The sequence below is a fragment of the Halolactibacillus miurensis genome (genome assembly GCF_900116255.1).
GTDB classification, from domain to species: Bacteria; Bacillota; Bacilli; order Bacillales; family Amphibacillaceae; genus Halolactibacillus; species Halolactibacillus miurensis.
In genome coordinates, this window is sequence record NZ_FPAI01000020.1 from 22,509 (window position 1) to 42,671 (window position 20,163).

Below are 20,163 nucleotides of genomic sequence, written 5' to 3' on the forward strand. Positions count from 1 at the left end.
CAAATCATGATAAAGGAGGCATTCTTATGCCTGAAACTTTGAACAATCGCTCATTAGTGATTGAAAAAAGACTTGATGATTTGATGGCGTCTTTGACATGTGAAGAATTAATTTCACTACTCTCCACTCATCAAAGTCCCATTACACGCTTGAATATCCCTGAATATCACATTGGTGGTGAGGCGGCTCATGGCATTGTTGACCGTGAGGGCTTAGCTTTTACTGTTTTCCCCCAACCCATTGGATTGTCCCAAACATGGCATCCAGCGCTCATTAAACGCGTTGGAAATGCGATAGGAATCGAAGCACGTAGTTTTTATCACGTTAAAAATAAATCAACCGGATTAACGCTTTGGACACCAACGATTGACTTAGAGCGCGATCCGCGTTGGGGAAGAACGGAAGAAGGATACGGCGAAGATCCATTACTAACGGCAACATTAGGAGTGGCGATCATCGAAGGCATGCAGGGAGAAGATCCCGCTTGTCTTCAAATGGCCGCCGCGCCGAAACACTTCTATGCAAATAATAACGAAGAAAAAAGAGAGTCAACGTCAAACAGTGTTGATTTACGAAATAAATATGAATATTATCTACAACCATTTAAAGCCGCTTTCACAAGGGCTAAAGCAACGTCCATGATGACAGCTTATAATGGTATCAACGGTATACCCGCAATGCAACACGCTGATATTAACCAAATAGTAAGACAACAATATCAAATGGACGGCTATATTGTCAGCGATGGTGGGGCATTAACGCTTAATGTGACAGACTATCACTATTATGACACGTACAAGGAAGCCCTTGCTGATAGTCTGAAAAAGGGCATTGACTGTTTTGTAGATGATAAAACTCTAGTTGAAACGGCCGCAAGAGAAGCCTTAGCGGAAGGTTTAATTAATCGATTTGATATATCTTCAGCTGTCCGTCGCACGCTACGTATTAGAATGCTGCTTGGTCAACTCAATCAGATTGATCCTTATAATTCTTACGTATCGGTTAAGGAAGCGCGTGAAAAACATCGTTCATTATTACGCCAAGTCACGGATGAATCAATCGTATTATTAGAAAATCAAGACTATTTACCCCTTAGAAAACAACCGGCCTCTCTCCTTGTCGCCGGCCCAATGGCTAATCAGGTGATGAGAGATTGGTATACCGGTGTGATTGACTCACCAGTCACACCGCTAGACGGGATAAACTCCCGCTTTAAAGAAAGTCAAGTACACATGGCTGATGGGTTTGATACAGTCGTGATAGCGTCTGGGACCGGTTATATAAAATTTATAGATAGTAGAAAAGTGACCATTGTTGATAAAAGTGACGCCACAAGATTTATTGATGAAAATTTCGGGGAAGATGTTCATGTATTATATGAACCAGTCATGAAGAAATACTTAACCCTTAACACCGAGGCTCAACGTTTTGAGCTAACGGCCGATGAAGTTTTTAGTTGGTTTGTGAATGAGAAGCTCGTTATAAACGAAAAGAATGGCTCAAGGGTATTAACTTCACGTCATCACAAACCACTCGACGTCGCACAACATCACCTAATTGAATCAAGTGATAATCTAGGGAGTTGTCACCTTGAAATTGTCATTTCAGGTGTAAAAGAAGTCGAGCAAATGGCCCGAGAAGTAGAAACGGTGGTGCTTTGTGTAGGGAATCATCCGATGATTAATGGTCGAGAAACAGAAGACCGGCGGACACTCGCTTTACCTGAGCACCAACAACAATTAATAGAAGCTGTTTTAAGGCAAAATAAACAGGTCATTTTAATGATTATCGCCAGTTATCCCTATGCGTTTACTTTTAAAAATCACCGACCACAAGCGATTCTTTATTCTGCACATGGCTCAGAAGTACTCGGTGAGAGCATAGCTAAGGTGATCGCAGGGGATGTTTCTCCTACAGGAAAATTATCTATGACGTGGTATCAATCCGAAACAGACTTACCATCTCTTACGAATTATGACATAATTAGAAATAATCGAACGTATTTATATTTTCAAGATGCCGTCTTATACCCGTTTGGTCACGGTTTAACTTATCACTCATTGACAGTTGAAGATGTGAAAGTGAAAGCAGCTGGCCTGTTAACAAGTGGTCTAGAGATTGATGTGACTTTCAGCAATCCTCATGATTTGGCGGTGACGGATGTGTGCCAAGTTTATGCCCGTACAATAAAATCACAACAACAACGACCGAAAAAACAGCTCATTGGTTTTGAGAAAATCATGCTTGAACCATTTGAGCAGCGTGTTGTCTCATTTGAAATAAATGAAGAAGCCTTTCATCAATTTGATCCACGTTGTCGAGAGATGCGACTTATTTCAGATACGATTCAAGTCGCATTGGGATTTTCTTCGAGAGATATTTTTTACCGCTCGAGCCCATTGACGTTGCCAGGTCAAAAGTTAGCTGAAAGACAAAAAAATCACGTGTACTTCGCAGAAACGTTTGATGACTACCAATTAGCTAGTGGCGATCTGTTACATTTAGACCGTGACGAGTTAGAACAGACCGTCGTGAAGGTTGATTCTTCAGGTGCCTTTCATTATGGTGGTGTGTCAATGGGACCTAAAGATACGTTAGCCTTAACGATACACAATCATGTAGAGCATCAGCTTGATGTTCAACTTAATAGCCATTCTCTAACACTTATAGACAGTCAACGATTAGAAGGCTATACAATCCTGTACTATCAAGGATCAATGGATATAGTCGATGCGACCTTAACGATGACTACTGATCTACCAGTGACACTCATAAAATGGAAAATTGAAGAAGGAGGAAGACGTTTATGACTTTTATAGAAAAACCAACGAAAGGTATTTGGCATGACCAACCAGCCAACAACTGGGAGGAAGGCCTTGTCTTAGGTAATGGTAAGATGGGGATGATTGTGTTTGGTGACCCGGAAAGAGATACCGTCATTGGCAATCATGGTCAACTGTTTTTACCAACGAAAAACCAACAACCGGTACCTGACTTGTCTGATTTATTTGGACAGCTGCGTTTGGATATTCAATTATTTGGCTATGACCAAGCGATTGAACGTTACGAAAAAGAGGCACTCAGACGAGGGTATCAAGGGTTAACGATGTCAAACCCTTACGTGCCAAGTTTTGAATGTTCCTTTGATTTTCATCACGAGGAAGAACCAAAGGCCTATCGACGTCAGTTAAATTATCAAACAGGTGAAGCAACCGTAACCTATGAACATCGAGAAGAAAGAATCGTCACCCAATCCTTTGTTTCACGTCGAGACGATCTTATCGTATATAGAGTAAGAAATTTAGATGGTTTGCTTGATGTGACGATGATACCAACAATCTATGACAAAGAAGAACTCTCTGGTGCCTTCTTCTTCCAAAATAATCAGTTTAAATGGCACTATAACTACACCTTTAAAGAGGGTGGTTATACAGTGAATGGACAGTTCGAGACACACGGTGGAAAAGTTGCAACAAAGGGTAACCATATGCGTATCTCCGATACGAAAGAAATCGTGTTTCTATTTAGAATTGAACCAACACTAATGTCACCGCCATTATGTGAAAAGATTACCGATTACCACTGGTTATTGAGTCGACATCGTGCCATCCATCAAGAGTTATTTGACCGCGTACAATTAACATTGAAGAAAGATAAGAAAATAGATGACAGTTTCACGGCTTTAATGGTTGATGCGCAAAATAAACAAACATTACCCCTTACGCTGCTTGAAAAAATATATGATGCCAGTCGCTATATGTATATCGCTTCTTCTGGTCAAGTGACACCCAATCTTCAAGGGATTTGGAGCGGAACATTTTCACCGGCATGGAGTGGTGATTATACGTTTGATACGAATGTCCAACTATCGATTGCTCAAGCATTATCGGGACACTTTGAAGAAGGTTTGTTTGGGTTCTTTGACTTAATTGATTCGTTACTACCGGACTTTAGAGAAAATGCTCGAAGATACTATGGTTGTCGCGGGATTTTTTCATCCATCCACGCGAGTTCACATGGTCATCACATTCATTGGAATAAAGACTGGCCACTCTTATTTTATACCGCAGGTGCTGGTTGGTTAGGTCACTGGTATTATCAATACTACCGGTATACACAGGATACCCAGTTTCTTAAACATAGATGTGTTCCGTATTTAGAAGAAGTCGTCTTATTTTTCCAAGATTTTCTCATAGAGGACCCAGACGGCACCTATCGCTTTAGTCCGTCTTACTCTGCTGAAAATGGTTGTGCGGATAATGCCACGCAAGATATTGCGGTATTAAAAGAAGTATTGACGAATTTAATTGCGAGTTATCACGTGTTAGATGTCGATGAGAAAAAAATAGAAACTCTCACACATATGAAAGAAAAACTACCAGCTTATCGGATCAATGAAGCGGGTGCTTTAAAAGAATGGTTACCAAATGAAAAGGAAGAAAACTATAATCATCGTCATTTTTCTCATCTTTATCCCATTTTTCAAAGCCGTGAGTTTACCGAAGAAACGGCACCCGAACTTTTTAAAGCCGCGCGAATAGCCTTTGATAAAAGAAGAGAAGCCTGGTTAGATAGTGATGAGGGTGATACGACATCGACACATGGAAGAATGCATAGCGCGCTTCTAGCAACGCAATTTCATTTGCCAGATATGATTAAGGATATTTTTATGATGTTAATTAATCATGATTGTTTTTATCCGTCATTAATGATGAGTCACTATAACAACCGGGAAGTATTTAATGTTGATGGAAATGGTGCTTTCCCGCAAGTGATTCATGAAATGTTGGCTGATTATCATCATCACACGCTCTATCTATTACAAGCCTTACCGACAGATATTGAAGCGGGTGAAATCCAAGGCTTACAGCTACCAGATATGATGGAAGTGTTAAACTTAAAGTGGGATTTAATAGAAAAACGCGTCAAATTATCGCTTGTAAGTCGAGTGAGACAAGCGGTACAATTTAAATTACCGCTATATCCAAAGGCAAAGATACATAACCATTTAGCTAATGGTTATGTTGCTGAATTAAACAAAGACCAACCAGTCATTATCGAAATTGAGTTGTAAAGGAAAGGAGGTCAACGGATGAGAAGGCTAAAAGAGCTGTTACTCAATCTGAAAATCAGTAAAAAACTCATGGGGGGTTATTTAATTGCCACAGCTTTCCCTCTTATTTTAGTTGGCCTTTATTTAAATATTAGTGTCAGAGACGTTGTTGTGAACAATGCCATTTTTGAAGCAGAGGCAAACTTAGAAAAAGTAGAATTACAACTCGAAAATGCGATCAATCGTGTGACACAAGCATCAGATCTTGTTTATTTGGATAAAGGGATTGAATCGCTTTTAACAGAGACGTACGATTCTAACTTTGAAGTATATCAAGCCTATGCAAACTATCCGGTTTTTGATAATTTTTTAGAATTTTACGAGGAGATTGAGAATATTCAATTCTTTATGGAACGTTCCATGATTTCAAACTCATACTTTATTTCCGTTGATGAGGCAATTGAACAAACCGATTGGTATCAAGAAGCCAAAGAAAAACAAGGACGGATCAGTTGGCTCATTAAAGAAGAACACTGGACAAAAGAGCGATATCTTACCTTAACCCGAGCCGTGTATGGGACAGAAAATCAATACTTAGGCGTGGTCAATATCTATGTGTCAATGGATAAATTAAGACGGATGATTAATAGCGAGATTCATGACACGTATATCATTTTAGATAATGATACGATTGTGTATGCGAGTGATTCAGAAAAACAATTTATGAAACCAACGTTTCTGTCCGGTTTCACTGACGAAGAATTAGATCAAACGTTGTTATTTGATGATATGTATGAAGGAGAAGATGTAAAGATAAATGTTCGCCGTCTAAAGCCTGAAAAGTCACTCCAAAACGATTTACAACTGGCTTCAATCATCCCGTTAGAGATGTTAATGGCCCAACCAAATCAAATTTTCTTGCAAGGTTATCTGATTATTATCGGTGTACTTATTGTCTCCTTGATTGGCTTTAGAGTGTTCATTCGGACATTTAACACGAGAATTAACACATTGAAAAGTGCAATGGGACGTGTCGCTCGTGGTCAATTTAACATTGAACCAAAGATGGTCGGAACAGATGAAATAGGCGAGGCGTATGATGAGCTTTATGAGACATCGCAAAGTCTACAAAAACTCATTGATGAAGTGTATATCCATAAAATAAAAGAAGAACGTTGGTACCGTCAACAGAAAGAATCTGAGTTTAAGATGTTGTCTAGTCAGATTAACCCGCATTTCTTATATAACACATTAGAGATGATTCGGATGAAAGCCCTCGTAAATAAAGATCCAGATGTCGCCACGTTAATCAAAAAGTTAAGTAAAATGATGCGTCAAGCATTGGAAAGAACCGATCGTCCTGTAGCGCTGAAGGATGAACTGAATTTAATAGAAAATTATTTAGAGATTCAAGCGATGCGCTTTGGCGATCATTTTAGTTACACGATAGCAGTCGACCCGGGGTTAGATGATTATAAAGTATTCCCATTGTTGATCCAACCCATTGTAGAAAATGCGATCGTTCATGGACTTGAACCAAAAGAACAACGTGGACATCTGACACTTACAGTTAGAGAACAAGAAGACGATATCATCATCGCTGTCACTGATAACGGTGTGGGAATGACAACGAAACGGCTATTAGAGGTAAGGCAGGGCTTAACCGTGACAGACCATTTAAATGGTCGACGAATTGGGATTCGAAATGTTCATCAACGGATGATGCTGTATTATGGTCAAGATTATGGATTGACGATTGAGAGCACTAAAAACGTAGGCACAACAATGACGTTACGGTTGCCAAAAAGAGATTAACGTAAGGTTTGGGGAGGTAGTTAAGATGTATAAAGTCATGTTTATCGACGACGAACCGATTATTCGAGAGGGCATGCGTCATGTGATTGACTGGGAAGCTCTTGGTTTTTCAGTTGAAGGGGATTATGGCCATGCGAGAGAAGGCCTAAAGGCCATTATTAAACACCGCCCAGATGTCGTCTTTGTCGATATTAAGATGCCTGGAATGACCGGGCTTGAATTAGTAACGGAAGCAAAAGCAGCAGGATATGACGGTCGATTTATCATTTTATCAGGTTATTCGAATTTTGATTATGCCAAAGAATCAATTAAGTTAGGTGTCGATGCGTATCTACTCAAGCCCATTGATGAAGATGAATTAGTCGACTGTTTGTTAGAGATGAAAGAAAATATTAAACAAGAGGAACAAATCCATTCACAAATTTCTCAATTCAAAGAACAATCCATTCATGAAGCGTGGCGAGCCGTTATTGATGGCCGAACGAATGATTGGTTAGGTCATAGTGAATTAAAGACGATACCAGGACCATTTTTAATCGGCGCTATTTTCTTTCGTAAAGCATTAAGTCGGCGGCGCTTGAAAACTTTATTTGAAGAACATAAAATTACGAAGTCTTTTGTGATATTTAAGGATTATCTCAGTTACTTAGTTTTTCCAAGTGCCACAGACGATACGAAAGATGATTTTAAACAAGCGGTCGTCTTAATTAAAAAACTAATTGATGAACAGGCTTACGCGATTTTATCTGAACCGGTTGATGATATCCACAAACTGTCTTCCGAAGTTCAAACGATTCAAGACGCAGAGCAAGTCATTTATGTCCTTCCATCACAAGTTGTATACACGACCAAGCACGTTCTTAAAAGTAATCATGAACAAGAGCAACCACTGAATATACACGCCTTTATTCAACGGGTTATTCATGCGTTAGAATTTAAAGATAAAGTGATTCTTTCAAGTGTCAAAGAAGATTTTATTCACTACTTTCAAACAAACAGCGTGACGAAAGATCGTGTAGAACAGCGGATGTTTGAGTTTGTTTTACACCTCACTGATAAAGTTAAAGAACAGTATCCTGAAGTAACCATGACATCAAAAAATGAATGGTATGAAATTATCGTCGATGCGGATCATTTATTTGATTTGTTAGATGAGTTGATAGAAGAAATATGGGCGATGTCTAACCAGATGACCGGCTTTCAATTTAATGCTGATGATGATATGGAGAAAGTGGTCGCGTATGTCCATCACTATTACGCCAAGGATTTGAGTTTAAAAGTGCTGGCTGAAATGTTTAGTTACAATAGTTCTTACCTCGGTAAGAAATTTAAAAAATATACAGGAGACTACTTTCATGTCTATTTGGAACGATTCCGTATAGAAAAAGCTAAACAACTCCTAACAAATCGAACCATTAAAATCTATCAAGTATCAGAAGCTGTCGGCTTTAACAATATGGATTATTTTTATAAAAAGTTTAAAAAGCATGTTGGCAAAAGTCCGAAAGAATATCAGTTATCTTTAGAAAGGGATTGACATCATGAATCAAAATATCATGGACCGGCTTATTTATCAGATAGCAAACTATGTCTATTGTTTCTTTATCACCAATGTCTATTTTATGGTGCTTATTAGTCCATTTATCTTCGTCTATTATTTTTCAGAATTTACTATAAAAAATATTTTCTTATATTATGTGTCGCTTTTACTATTCGGTCCAGCTTTTGCGGGGTTATTGAAAACAATGGATAAGTTGATTGAAGATAAAATTATCGCCCCAACAAAAACCTTTTGGCACTACTTTAGGGTGAATTTTAAAACGGCTATGAGTTACTGGCTGATTATATCAACACTGTTACTTATTTTAATTGTCGATCTCTATTATGCTAATCTGTTTGCGCCATTTTTATCGATGGTCTTTCTCATCTTAATGGTTGGTGTGATCGTGATAGCGATGTATGGTTTTCCTATTTTAACTCGATTTGAATCAGGGCTGAAAAGTTTGTTTGTTGTCTCTACTTATGCGGTGTTTCGATTTTTTAAAGTGACCGTTCTTAATGCGACAACATTGATATCTTTTGGGATTATCTTTTACTACATGCCAGGTATTTTAAGTTTGTTTTTAATGAGCTTCATTGCCTTCTTTATGATGTATAATTTAAAACAGCCGTTTATAATCTTACAAGATAGTTTTCAAAAGGATCAGGGAAAGGAGAAATAAAGCATGAAAAAGAAAGGACTTATACTTATCGTAGTCATCATCATTGCTATTGCAATACTCTTCTTTATTCAACTGACTAAAGAAAAAGACTTAGCGATTCAAGATCAACCGGCAGAAAAAACGCCAGAAGAAACGGAAAGCTATAGCTTTATTAAAGAACCAACGACTATAACCGCGATTAATTTTCTTACAGAGCAAGGTTTTGTGCTAGAAAAAACAGAGGGAAGTTGGACGGTGGCTGGACGTGCGGAAGAGACAGATCAAGCAATTGTAACGGAAAGTCTCCAACGTTTAAGTTTATGGGAAGGTGAACGAGCCAACGTTAACCGTAAAGATGTCGGATTAGATTTTCCACTGATTACTTTGAAAATCAAACAAGATGAAAAAGAGAAAAAGTTAGCGATTGGTGAACTAAATATGGCACAGACCGCTTATTATGTTAGCGATGATCAAACAGGCGATATTTATTTAGTGAATCGAGACCTTGTGGAGCAGTTCCCGTTCTATGCGGAAGCATTTTTAGATCGATCGTTGTTAAGTGAATTATCAACCATTGACACTGTCACCATTGACAATGAAACAGAAGTGATTGAGTTGACGAGAGAAAATCCTTTTACAGAAGCGGAGTCACTCGCAAACATTACAGGATGGTTCCTCAAGCAGCCTTTCAATTATCCGCAATTCACCTCTTATTCTGTCACGGAAACTTTCGTTCAAACGTTAAGTAGCTTATCGTTTGAAGAACTTGTCATGGTAGACAAAGCGGATGAGATAACGGGTTTAACAGAGAGTGCTTTCACGATCGCTTTTACATCTGCTGACAGTGAAAAGGTGATGATAATCGGTAAGCCAGCCTCGCAAAACACGTATTATGCTACGTTTAAGAATGATGATCAAGTCTTTACCTTAGCAAATGAGGTGGTTCGTGTCTTTAGTACCCCGTCAGAAGCGTTTCATGATGGCTTCATTAAAGTCATCGCACTCGACACATTAGATGAATTAATGATCACAACAAAAGATAGCGTGCACGCCTTACATGTCGAAACAGAAGGTAAAGGTGATGATAAAACGACCGTCTTTACCGCAAATGATGCGGCATTAGACGCAAGCATGGTTAGAAAACAATACACCGCACTTGCCGGCTTACAAGGGACAGAGCGAAGCAATGTTGAGGTGATGCCAACAAGAGACATAAGTTTAACATATAAAATCAATACCGAAGACGGTATAAAAGAAGTCGTGGTCGTTTTTAGTGAATATGATGCCACACACTATGCGGCATTTGTCGACGGTGTCAATGATTTTATTATTGAAAAGAGTCAAGTGAACGAAGTAGTCAACGCTATGGTTAGCGTCATACATTCGAATGAATAATGGTAGAAATGAGGCGCTACACTTGATAAGTGTTCACATGATGAAGAGTTAAATAATAGTCAATGAATGAAAACGAGAGACGACGTACTCTCGTTTTTACTTGTTTTTATCTCTTGTTTGTTAGGCCGTTTGAAGTCATCACTATTTTTGACTGGATTTTAACACTTATTCATTAGGTTTTCGTTGTAAGCGATTTCTAATACACTATAAGTAGTTAATTCGTAGGGAGTTATCGAGACCTTAAATGTAAGGGAGAGAGAAAAATGAGTAAACATACGACAACGGTTACCGTAGGAGGGACAGCTTCAAAAAACGCAAGAAAATTAACGGTCGCATCAAACAGACAATCATTTTTTAAACGAATGATGTCGCAGAAAATGTTGATTGCGATGTCATTACCTTTTGTTCTTTGGTTAATAATTTTTCGTTATATTCCAGTTGTTGGTTGGCTAATGGCCTTTCAAGACTATAAACCACAAAACGGATTTTTCGGAAATGAGTGGGTAGGGCTTAAACATTTTAGAGATTTATTCAATGAACCGACATTCTTCAGGGCATTAGAAAATACGATCGGGATGGGTGTGTTAGGACTGGTTTTTACCACACTAGCTGCGATTACCTTTGCTTTATTATTAAATGAAATGCGTTTCTTGAAATTCAAGAAATTAACACAAACGATTTCCTATTTACCTCACTTTGTGTCATGGGTCATCGTTGCTAATATTGTCACGACGATGTTATCGATTGAAGGACCAATCAATGGTTTACTAACCTCAATTGGAATTTTAGATGATCCGATAAATTTCATGGCTAAACCGGGGATGTTCTGGGGCATTGTCACTTCAGCTGAAGTGTGGAAATCGACCGGTTGGAATGCGATTATTTACTTTGCGGCTATGGCGGGTATTGATCCACAACTTTATGAAGCAGCCAAAGTGGACGGGGCTTCTCGCTTGCGTCAGATGTGGCATATCACGTTACCAAGTATTCGTTCTGTTATCATTGTCTTACTTATTTTAAGTATTGGAAACTTGATCAATATTGGCTTTGAGAAACAGATGCTACTGGGGAATAATATCGTGATGGATAAAGCTATTGTGATCGATTTGTATGCATTAAATTATGGTATCGGTATGTTCCGCTACTCCTTCGGTACAGCGATTGGTATTTTCAAATCTGTTGTTAGTGTGATTTTAATCTTAATTGCGAACGGATTTGCCAAGAAAATCGGTGAAGGACGTGTCTTCTAATGAGACCGTATACATGTGAGGAGGAGCAAAAATGAAAAAGAAAAAATTTACCGCATTCGACATGGTATTGCTTATTTTTATGCTGGTTGTCGTTGTCGTGACGCTATATCCGTTTCTTAATATCTTAGCTATTTCATTTAATGATGCGACTGATACAGCTCGAGGTGGCTTGCACATTTTCCCGCGACAATTCACGTGGGCGAATTATGAATATATTTTTAATGGTAATGATCGGTTGCTAGGAGCATTTGGTATGTCTGTTTTACGTACGGTTGTCGGTACGGCAACCGGCATACTTGCAAGTACGATGCTTGCCTACACATTGAGTCGACGCGATTTTGTTTTTAATGGTCCGGTTAGTTTTATCTTAGTCATTACGATGTTTGTTAGTGGTGGATTAATTCCTGAATTCTTACTGATAAGAGAACTCGGTTTAATGAACAATTTCTTAGTGTATATTTTACCGATGTTACTCAATGCCTTTAACGTCATCGTCATCAGGTCCTTTATGGACGGGATTCCAATAGCGTTAACAGAATCGGCAAAAATGGACGGGGCTCATGACTTTACGATTTTTTGGAAGATTATTATTCCTTTATCGTTACCGGTCATCGCGACCGTGTCGTTATTTTTAGCCGTTGGTCAATGGAACAACTGGTTTGATACGTATTTGTATGCTCGAGCAAATGAGAATCTTACAACACTGCAATTTGAATTAATGAAAATACTTGACAACACCCAAATGTCAGGTGGCGATATTACCTCAGGTAATGCTGAATACGTTGCAGGTAGAACGAATCCCCAATCAATTCAAATGGCGATTACGATTATTGCCACTGTTCCAATTTTGATGGTATATCCATTTTTACAACGATACTTCGTTACCGGTTTGACTTTAGGGGCAGTTAAATCTTAATCGTTATTAAAATGTGTGAATGATGTTGGTATTAATGAAAATTAATATAAATATTTAAACAAATGGAGGGTTAAAGAAATGAAAAAGCATTTATCCGTTTTATTTATGTTGATGTTGGTAGGATTGTTAACACTTGCTGCCTGTGGTGATGACTCATCAGATGGCGGTAGTGATAACGATAATACCGATAATAGTTCCGAAGATAATGGTTCAGATGAACCGGTCACCTTGACATTTTTCAGTTCAGATGGCGCTGAAAAGACATTTGACGATCCAGTGGCTAAAAAAATCACTGAGGCAACAGGTGTCTATTTAGAGATGGATTATCCGGTTGGTGGTAATGATGAAGCCATTCCTTTAATGATTGCCGGTGGAGAATATCCTGACTTAATCTTTGCTAAAGGTGATTTAGGTAAGTTAATCGATGCTGGTGGTGTTATTAAGTTAGATGACATGATTGAAGAGCGTGGTGACAATTTAAAAGCCCTTTATGGTGATCAAATTGACCGTTTACGTAACTCCGTTGATGACCCAAGTATTTATCAAGTAGGAACGTACGGTGTTGAAAATCAACCATTAGAAACATCAGGAACATTCCAAATTCAATTAGAAGTATTACGTGAATTAGGCTATCCTGAAATTGATACATTAGAAGACTTTGAAGCAGCACTTTCGGAATACCATGACATGTATCCAGAAATTAATGGTCAGTCAACGATACCTTTATCACTTCAAGGATCTGATTGGCGCTGGTTAATTACTGTCGGAAATCCAGCTGGATTTGCGGGTGGATTCCCAGATGATGGCCAATGGGTCATTGATAATGATACAGGGGAAGCAACATATAAGTTCGTGTTAGATGAATTTAGAACGTATTTCAAATGGTTAAATGGTATGAATGCTAAAGGATTACTTGACCCAGAATCATTTACCCAAACACAAGAGACGTATATTTCAAAATTATCTACCGGTCGCGTGCTGTCAGTGGCTGACCAAGATTGGAATATTGGTGATGCGCGTAGTGCCCTTATTCAAGATGGCATGGAAAACCGTACTTTCGCACCACTTCCAGTTGTATTAGATGAATCAAAAACACATCAAGCATTAAAAGATTATGGTTTTGCTGGTGGATGGGGTATTGCGATTTCTTCGACTTCAGAACATCAAGAGGAAGCTTTTGATTTCTTAGATTGGATGGCATCAGAAGAAGCACAAATCCTTGTCAACTGGGGTGTTGAAGGTGAACACTATGAAGTTGTTGACGGCGAACGCGTCATGTTTGATGAGGTTCGAGAAAAACTTGAAACAGATGCTAATTACTCTAAAGAATCAGGTGTTGGCTATTATATCTATCCATTCCCACAATGGGGAACTGCGGCAGTAGATTCAAATGGCCAATCCATTACTCGTGACAATAAAGAACAGGTCATTGAAGGCCAACTCGCACCAGAAAAAGACGCGTTAGCCGCGTATGGTATGGAATTGTGGATTGACTGGTTCCCAGCTCAAGATGAATTAGAGATTTCTAATCACGGTGCCGCCGCAAACTTCTCTATTCCGTCAGGTTCTGATTTACAAATCATCCAACAACGTGCGGATGATATTACAGAACAACGGATTACCGAAGCCATATTAGCTGACCCAGCTGAATTTGATGGCCTTTGGGATAATATGCTACAAGAATTAGAAGATGCGGGTGTTGAACAGTTAAATCAAGAAATGACAGAATTGACTCAAAGTGTCCGTGAGTTATGGGGAACGAATTAAGTCGTTTTTGGATTAGCTTCTAAGCGTATATAAAATGAACAAATAATTTAAGATGGCCTAGTCCCAATCGGATTAGGCTCATCTTATTCTATACATATGGAGCGCATTATATTGAAGAATCATTGACATACATACCTTTCGCAAAAAAAGGCAAAGGGAATTAAGCATCAAGTGAAGGAGAGAACAAAAAATGAAATTTACTGATGGAAACTGGTTAGTAAAAGAAGGTTATGAGATACATTTTCCAAGGATCGTATATGATACAAAAGTAGAAGAAGAAGCGGTGACATTGTATGCACCGTGTAAATATATTAATCATCGTGGAGACACACTCGATGGTCCACTGTTAACTATTACCTTATCGTCACCGATGGAAAATGTGATTCATGTAGAAACGTGGCATTATCAAGGGGAAAAACCGAAATATCCAAACTTTCATCTTCATGAAGAATTAAAAAAAATAGAGATTGATGACCAAGAAAAAACCATTACGTTGTCTTCTGGTGAGTTGAACTTATCGATTGATAAGGAAGATTTTCGGATGATTTTTGCTGATGCCGTTGGAAAGATTGCTGAAGCAGATCAAAAATCACTCGCATGGATTACTGGTCCAGATGATCACACATATATGCGTGGCCAATTGACTTTAGGTGTTGGTGAGTATTTATATGGATTAGGTGAACGCTTCACACCGTTTGTTAAGAATGGTCAGTCAGTTGATATCTGGAATGAAGATGGTGGGACAAGTTCTGAGCAATCTTATAAAAACATCCCCTTCTTCTTATCCAATAAAGGCTATGGTGTGTTTGTGAATCATCCTGAAAAAGTAAGTTTTGAATTGGGATCAGAGCTCGTCTCACGCACACAGTGGAGTGTTCCAGGTGAGAAATTAGATTATTACTTTATTTATGGCCCAACCCCTAAACAAGTGATTAATCGTTACACCGCACTAACAGGCCGTCCTGCTTTACCACCAGCATGGTCGTTTGGTTTATGGTTATCGACATCATTTACGACTGATTATAATGAAGAGACGGTCACCCACTTCGTTGATGGGATGGCCGAGCGAGGGATCCCTTTAAGTGTTTTCCATTTTGATTGTTTCTGGATGGAAGGCTTTGAATGGACGAACTTTATTTGGGATAAGAAAAACTTCCCTGACCCTGAAGCGATGCTGAAGCGTTTAAAAGATAAAGGCTTAGAAATTTGTGTCTGGATTAATCCGTATATTGCTCAAAAATCTCCCTTATTTAAAGAAGCACATGAACAAGGATACTTGATTAAAAAGTCAAACGGTGATACGTGGCAATGGGACCGCTGGCAAGCGGGCATGGGGATTGTGGACTTTACCAATCCAAAGGCGGTGAAATGGTATCAAGACCATTTACGACAGTTAGTGGATATGGGGGTTGACTCATTCAAGACCGATTTTGGTGAGCGAATTCCAACGGATGTCGTCTACTTTGATGGCTCAGATCCGATGAAGATGCATAATTACTATAGTTATCTATATAATCAAGTCGTTTTTGATTTATTAAAAGAAACAAAAGGTGAACAGGATGCTGTTGTCTTTGCCCGGTCAGCAACTGCGGGAGGTCAACAATTCCCGGTTCACTGGGGTGGAGACTGTGATTCAACGTATGAAGCAATGGCTGAAAGTCTCAGAGGTGGCTTATCACTTACTACATCTGGCTTTGGTTATTGGAGTCATGACATTGGTGGATTTGAAAGTACTGCCTCGCCAGATGTATTTAAACGATGGACGCAATTTGGGTTATTATCGAGTCATAGCCGGTTCCATGGCAGTGCTTCTTATCGTGTGCCTTGGAACTTTGATGACGAGGCAGTGGATGTCGCTCGCGAGTTTACCAAGCTTAAAAACACACTAATGCCTTATCTGTATCGCTTAGCGGTTGAAAATAGTCAAACAGGTATTCCGGTTATGCGTTCAATGCATGTTGAATTTCCAGAAGATCCGATTTGTGATACACTTGATCGACAATATATGTTAGGTGAGAGTATCCTAGTGGCGCCAATCTTTAATAAAGTGGGACAAGCGTCTTACTACTTACCAAAAGGTAAATGGACGCACCTGTTATCAGGTGAAGTAAAGGACGGTGGCACGTGGGTGAAAGAGACTTACGACTTTATGAGTCTCCCACTATTCGTGAGAGAAAATACGGTGTTACCAATCGGACACTATGATGTAAAACCTGTTTATGATTATCTTGAAGACTTAACGCTAAAAGTCTATCATTTAGATAAAGGAACAGACGTTGTCTTACCTGTTTACACAACAGAGGGTCACTTAGGTGCCACTTTTACGGTTAGTCACAAAGATAAGATTGAGACTCATGTAGACCAAGAAGTAAATTATCACGTCGAAGTCGTCAATGATGAAAAGTAAAAGGAAGAATATATAGATGAGTACCAGGCCAAGCGGCCTGGTTACATCTGTTTGTGCGGAGGGGATGCAGGTGAAGCTTAAAGAAGCATTTCAAGGGATGACGACAAAAGAAAAAGTAGATTATGTGTGGGAATATTATAAAGGCATCATCATCGGCAGTCTTTGTTTTTTACTATTTATCTGGTTAATGGTTGATGGCTTCATGAGTAAGGACGAAGAACCTGTCGTGGTCACGATATTAAGCCGTACTTCTCTAGCAGGAATTGAAGAGATAGAGGAAGCTTTTTCCCATGAAACATTTGATGTGTATGTGGATCATATTTATCATGAAAATGGTAAGATTCCGGAAAATGGGATGCAATCTATTGAAAGATTATCTACTAGTCTTGCGGTCGGACAAATTGATTTATTTGTGATTGATCAAACGATGGCGGAATTAATGATGTTAGAAGAGGTGTTAGCGCCGATTGACGATATGATTGATACGACAACTATTCAGATAGATCAACAAGACCAACTGATACTAGAAAATGATTGGTATGGCATCCGGGCCAGTACGTTATCAGAACTTCAATCGTTAGAGAAGAGTGATCAGCTGTACGTCTTTATCCCAGCGACGGCAAGACATGTTAAGAAAATCGAACAATTACTAAAATAAGGATCATATAGGAAAAACACCTGTAAAACATCAATTTTACTGATGGTATACAGGTGTTTTTTCTCTGGTTATTTCTTTGTGGAAGCGTTATAATGGTTGGACATTTGAATGAATCACAAAATTACTTCGTACCGAATAGTCGATCGCCTGCATCGCCAAAGCCAGGATCGATATAGCTCTTTTCATTTAGACCTGGGTCAATCGCACCGGTATAAATCGGAACGTCAGGATGGTCTTGATGAATGCGATCGATGCCTTCTTTAACAGAAATTAAACAGAGGAATTTAATGTTTTTAGCTCCGCGTTTTTTAATAGCGGTTAAGGCTGCAGAAGCAGAGCCACCTGTTGCTAGCATAGGATCTACTACAATCAGTTCTCGTTCGCCAGCATCTTCTGGAAGCTTGGCATAGTACTCGATGGCTTCTAATGTCTCTGGGTCACGGTAAAGACCAATATGTCCTACTTTTGCGACAGGAATTAATGATAAAATCCCATCAACCATGCCTAAGCCGGCGCGCATAATAGGCACAATACCTAATTTTTTACCGCTCAATCGCTTGACAGTTGTCTTTGCGACAGGCGTTTGAACGGTGACATCCGTTAATGGTAAATCAAGGGTAATTTCGTAAGCCATCAATTTAGCTATTTCATTAACAAGTTCTCTAAATTCTTTAGGACCTGTACTTTCTTCACGAATAATGCCGAGCTTATGTTGAATAAGTGGATGATGAAAGACATGGACATGTTTTTCCATAAATAATAACCTCCTTGTGTATTCGGGTGTTTATGTTACAGAAGGTCTATTCGCAAAACAAGGTCAAAACTAGACAATAATTTAATAAAAATTAGGCAAAGGATGATAAATATGTTATCAATTGAACGACTATTAGAGATGACACCATTTAAAGATGTGACGGTCATCGCAGGACGCGGGGGCTTGTCTCATGAAATTAAAAGCGTCAATGTTATGGAAGTGCCTGATATATATCCTTATGTGGATGAGCAAGGATTGCTTTTTACGACATTATTTCCGATTTATGATGATGAAGACGCGTTGCATGAATTTATTGTGCGGTTGAGTGAACAAAACCTGGCTGGCGTGGCCATTAAGCTAGGGCGCTATTTACCCGAAGTGCCTGATTATATGATTGAACAAGCAGAAAAACATCAATTCCCGATTCTCATCTTACCGAGTGATGCTAATTTATCGACCTTAACGAATTATATTCTCACTGAACTACTAGATAAAAAGACAACCTTATTAGAGTTTCGCGAAACGATCGCTAGCCGTCTGCATCACTTTTTATTAGAAGGTTCCGATATGACACAGTTTGTTGAGGCGTTATCCGAACTCTCAGAAGCTCCGATTATTATTTTAGACGCACACTTACAAATCGAAGCCACAAGTATAGAGCTTGAGTCAGTAGTCATGAGTGAAAAAGGTCTTTATTATTTAATGAATGAAGAAGATATGAGACAGCAGGTCATCGTGGAATGTTTAAATCAAACATATACAAAAGATGATGTGTTATTTGAACCGATTATGGCAGGTAAAAAACTGTTTGGTTACTTAATGGTGTTAAAGAATGAGACGAGTAGCCAAGAGACGTTAAGCATTATTGTGGAACAAGCCATTATTCTGCTTGCCTACTTGATGCAAACAAAGGCCGCGATTCAACAAAAAGAACGTAATTATCTAGACAGTTTCTTACGTGATATTTTAAATGCCCGTTATCAATCTCAATCAGAGATTATTGATAAGGCTAAAGTGTTTAAATGGCACTTGCATTTTCCTAATGTTATTTTAGTCATTCGTTCAATGGAACAGAACACGGAAAAGAGAATCTCGTCGTATACGAAAGTATTGGACTCTGAAAAAATCGAACAAGCGGTCAGTCATGTGTTTGATATTCCTTTGTCGAATGGCAAGGTTGCTTATTTTGAAGAGGAGCTGGTTGTGTTTATTAGTTTAGCTTTTGAGACGCGGTTACAGGAAAAACTAAGAACGCTGGCGGAGTTAATTGTAAAAAACTTAACCCCTCTAGGGGCTTTTTCAGTGAGTATTTCTGAACCGATCGAGCGACTGCAAGACATTAAGTCGGGTTATCAACATGCACGTCTTGTTCATGATATTTATAAACATCAAAATAAAGCGCCCTATATCAAGTTTTATCAATCACTGGGCTTATTTAAATTATTCCCATTAATGAAAGATGAAGAGAAGATGCAAGCATTTATTGAAGAGTATATTGGTGATATCATTCAATATGATAATAAAAAGGATATGGATTTAATGCATACGTTGTCTGCCTTAATTAAAAATAATGGTAACGTACAAAAAACATCAGATGAGATGTTTATTCATTATAATTCATTACGCTACCGAATCCAGAAGTTAAAGGACTTAGGGGTAGATTTAAATGATGGGGATAAGATGATTGAAGTGGCTGTCGCTTGTCAAATGTATCGTTATTTACATCTATAATCAGACGTTTTTAATGGTTTTTGTATCGTTTTACAGGTGAAGACTTCTTCGACTTTATCCTGGGTGATGTTAAGCGGAAGGTAGATAGTGGTACCATATTCTCTCATTACTGGATGACAAGAGCTGCAGTGTAGGCAGGAATATTTAATAAGAGTTGCAGATAAACAACGTTCATTTTTTATAAGAATGAACGTTGTTTATTTATGGCTTATTTTA

The 20,163-nt window shown here is 38.7% G+C and carries 13 protein-coding genes; 12 read left to right on the forward strand and 1 reads right to left on the reverse strand.

The window, feature by feature from the left end; all coding sequences use genetic code 11:
* Nucleotides 1–26 precede the first annotated feature (26 nt).
* From BM390_RS11405 to BM390_RS11455, 11 genes are all read left to right on the forward strand, one after another.
* Nucleotides 27–2,810, forward strand: coding sequence for a beta-glucosidase (locus BM390_RS11405; protein WP_062322429.1), 2,784 nt, complete (start codon nucleotides 27–29; stop codon nucleotides 2,808–2,810).
* Nucleotides 2,807–5,074 carry a glycosyl hydrolase family 95 catalytic domain-containing protein gene (locus tag BM390_RS11410; protein ID WP_062322427.1) on the forward strand — a complete coding sequence of 756 codons (2,268 nt, stop codon included), beginning with the start codon at nucleotides 2,807–2,809 and terminating at the stop codon, nucleotides 5,072–5,074. The genes BM390_RS11405 and BM390_RS11410 overlap by 4 nt, the downstream gene beginning before the upstream one ends.
* Nucleotides 5,075–5,092: 18 nt before the next feature.
* A complete protein-coding gene (locus tag BM390_RS11415; protein ID WP_062322425.1) occupies nucleotides 5,093–6,868 on the forward strand; it encodes a cache domain-containing sensor histidine kinase in 1,776 nt (591 codons plus the stop codon).
* A 25-nt stretch (nucleotides 6,869–6,893) separates the two neighbouring features.
* Complete coding sequence (locus tag BM390_RS11420; protein ID WP_062322423.1) at nucleotides 6,894–8,405, forward strand: response regulator transcription factor; 1,512 nt, start codon at nucleotides 6,894–6,896, stop codon at nucleotides 8,403–8,405.
* 4 nt (nucleotides 8,406–8,409) lie between these two features.
* Nucleotides 8,410–9,090, forward strand: coding sequence for a DUF624 domain-containing protein (locus tag BM390_RS11425; RefSeq protein ID WP_089854878.1), 681 nt, complete (start codon nucleotides 8,410–8,412; stop codon nucleotides 9,088–9,090).
* Between the two features lie 3 nt (nucleotides 9,091–9,093).
* Nucleotides 9,094–10,464 (forward strand): DUF4340 domain-containing protein, encoded by a 1,371-nt coding sequence (locus tag BM390_RS11430; RefSeq protein WP_062322421.1) that lies wholly within the window; start codon nucleotides 9,094–9,096, stop codon nucleotides 10,462–10,464.
* A 263-nt stretch (nucleotides 10,465–10,727) separates the two neighbouring features.
* The gene (locus BM390_RS11435) at nucleotides 10,728–11,714 is read left to right on the forward strand and encodes an ABC transporter permease (protein ID WP_062322418.1); all 987 of its coding nucleotides are present in this window, start codon (nucleotides 10,728–10,730) and stop codon (nucleotides 11,712–11,714) included.
* Nucleotides 11,715–11,745: 31 nt separating this feature from the next.
* The gene (locus tag BM390_RS11440; protein WP_062322416.1) at nucleotides 11,746–12,630 is read left to right on the forward strand and encodes a carbohydrate ABC transporter permease; all 885 of its coding nucleotides are present in this window, start codon (nucleotides 11,746–11,748) and stop codon (nucleotides 12,628–12,630) included.
* A gap of 78 nt (nucleotides 12,631–12,708) precedes the next feature.
* A complete protein-coding gene (locus tag BM390_RS11445) occupies nucleotides 12,709–14,397 on the forward strand; it encodes an ABC transporter substrate-binding protein (RefSeq protein WP_062322414.1) in 1,689 nt (562 codons plus the stop codon).
* Nucleotides 14,398–14,587: 190 nt separating this feature from the next.
* Nucleotides 14,588–16,804 (forward strand): alpha-xylosidase, encoded by a 2,217-nt coding sequence (yicI, locus tag BM390_RS11450; protein ID WP_062322412.1) that lies wholly within the window; start codon nucleotides 14,588–14,590, stop codon nucleotides 16,802–16,804.
* A 16-nt stretch (nucleotides 16,805–16,820) separates the two neighbouring features.
* A complete protein-coding gene (locus tag BM390_RS11455) occupies nucleotides 16,821–17,462 on the forward strand; it encodes a hypothetical protein (protein WP_143103175.1) in 642 nt (213 codons plus the stop codon).
* 121 nt (nucleotides 17,463–17,583) lie between these two features.
* Here the strand turns inward: BM390_RS11455 and upp are convergent, their stop codons facing one another.
* Nucleotides 17,584–18,216, reverse strand: coding sequence for a uracil phosphoribosyltransferase (gene upp, locus BM390_RS11460; protein ID WP_062322408.1), 633 nt, complete (start codon nucleotides 18,214–18,216; stop codon nucleotides 17,584–17,586).
* Nucleotides 18,217–18,327: 111 nt separating this feature from the next.
* Here upp and BM390_RS11465 point away from each other — a divergent pair, with 111 nt between their 5' ends.
* Nucleotides 18,328–19,947, forward strand: a complete 1,620-nt coding sequence (locus BM390_RS11465; RefSeq protein WP_177220718.1) for a PucR family transcriptional regulator — start codon at nucleotides 18,328–18,330, stop codon at nucleotides 19,945–19,947.
* Nucleotides 19,948–20,163: the final 216 nt, after the last annotated feature.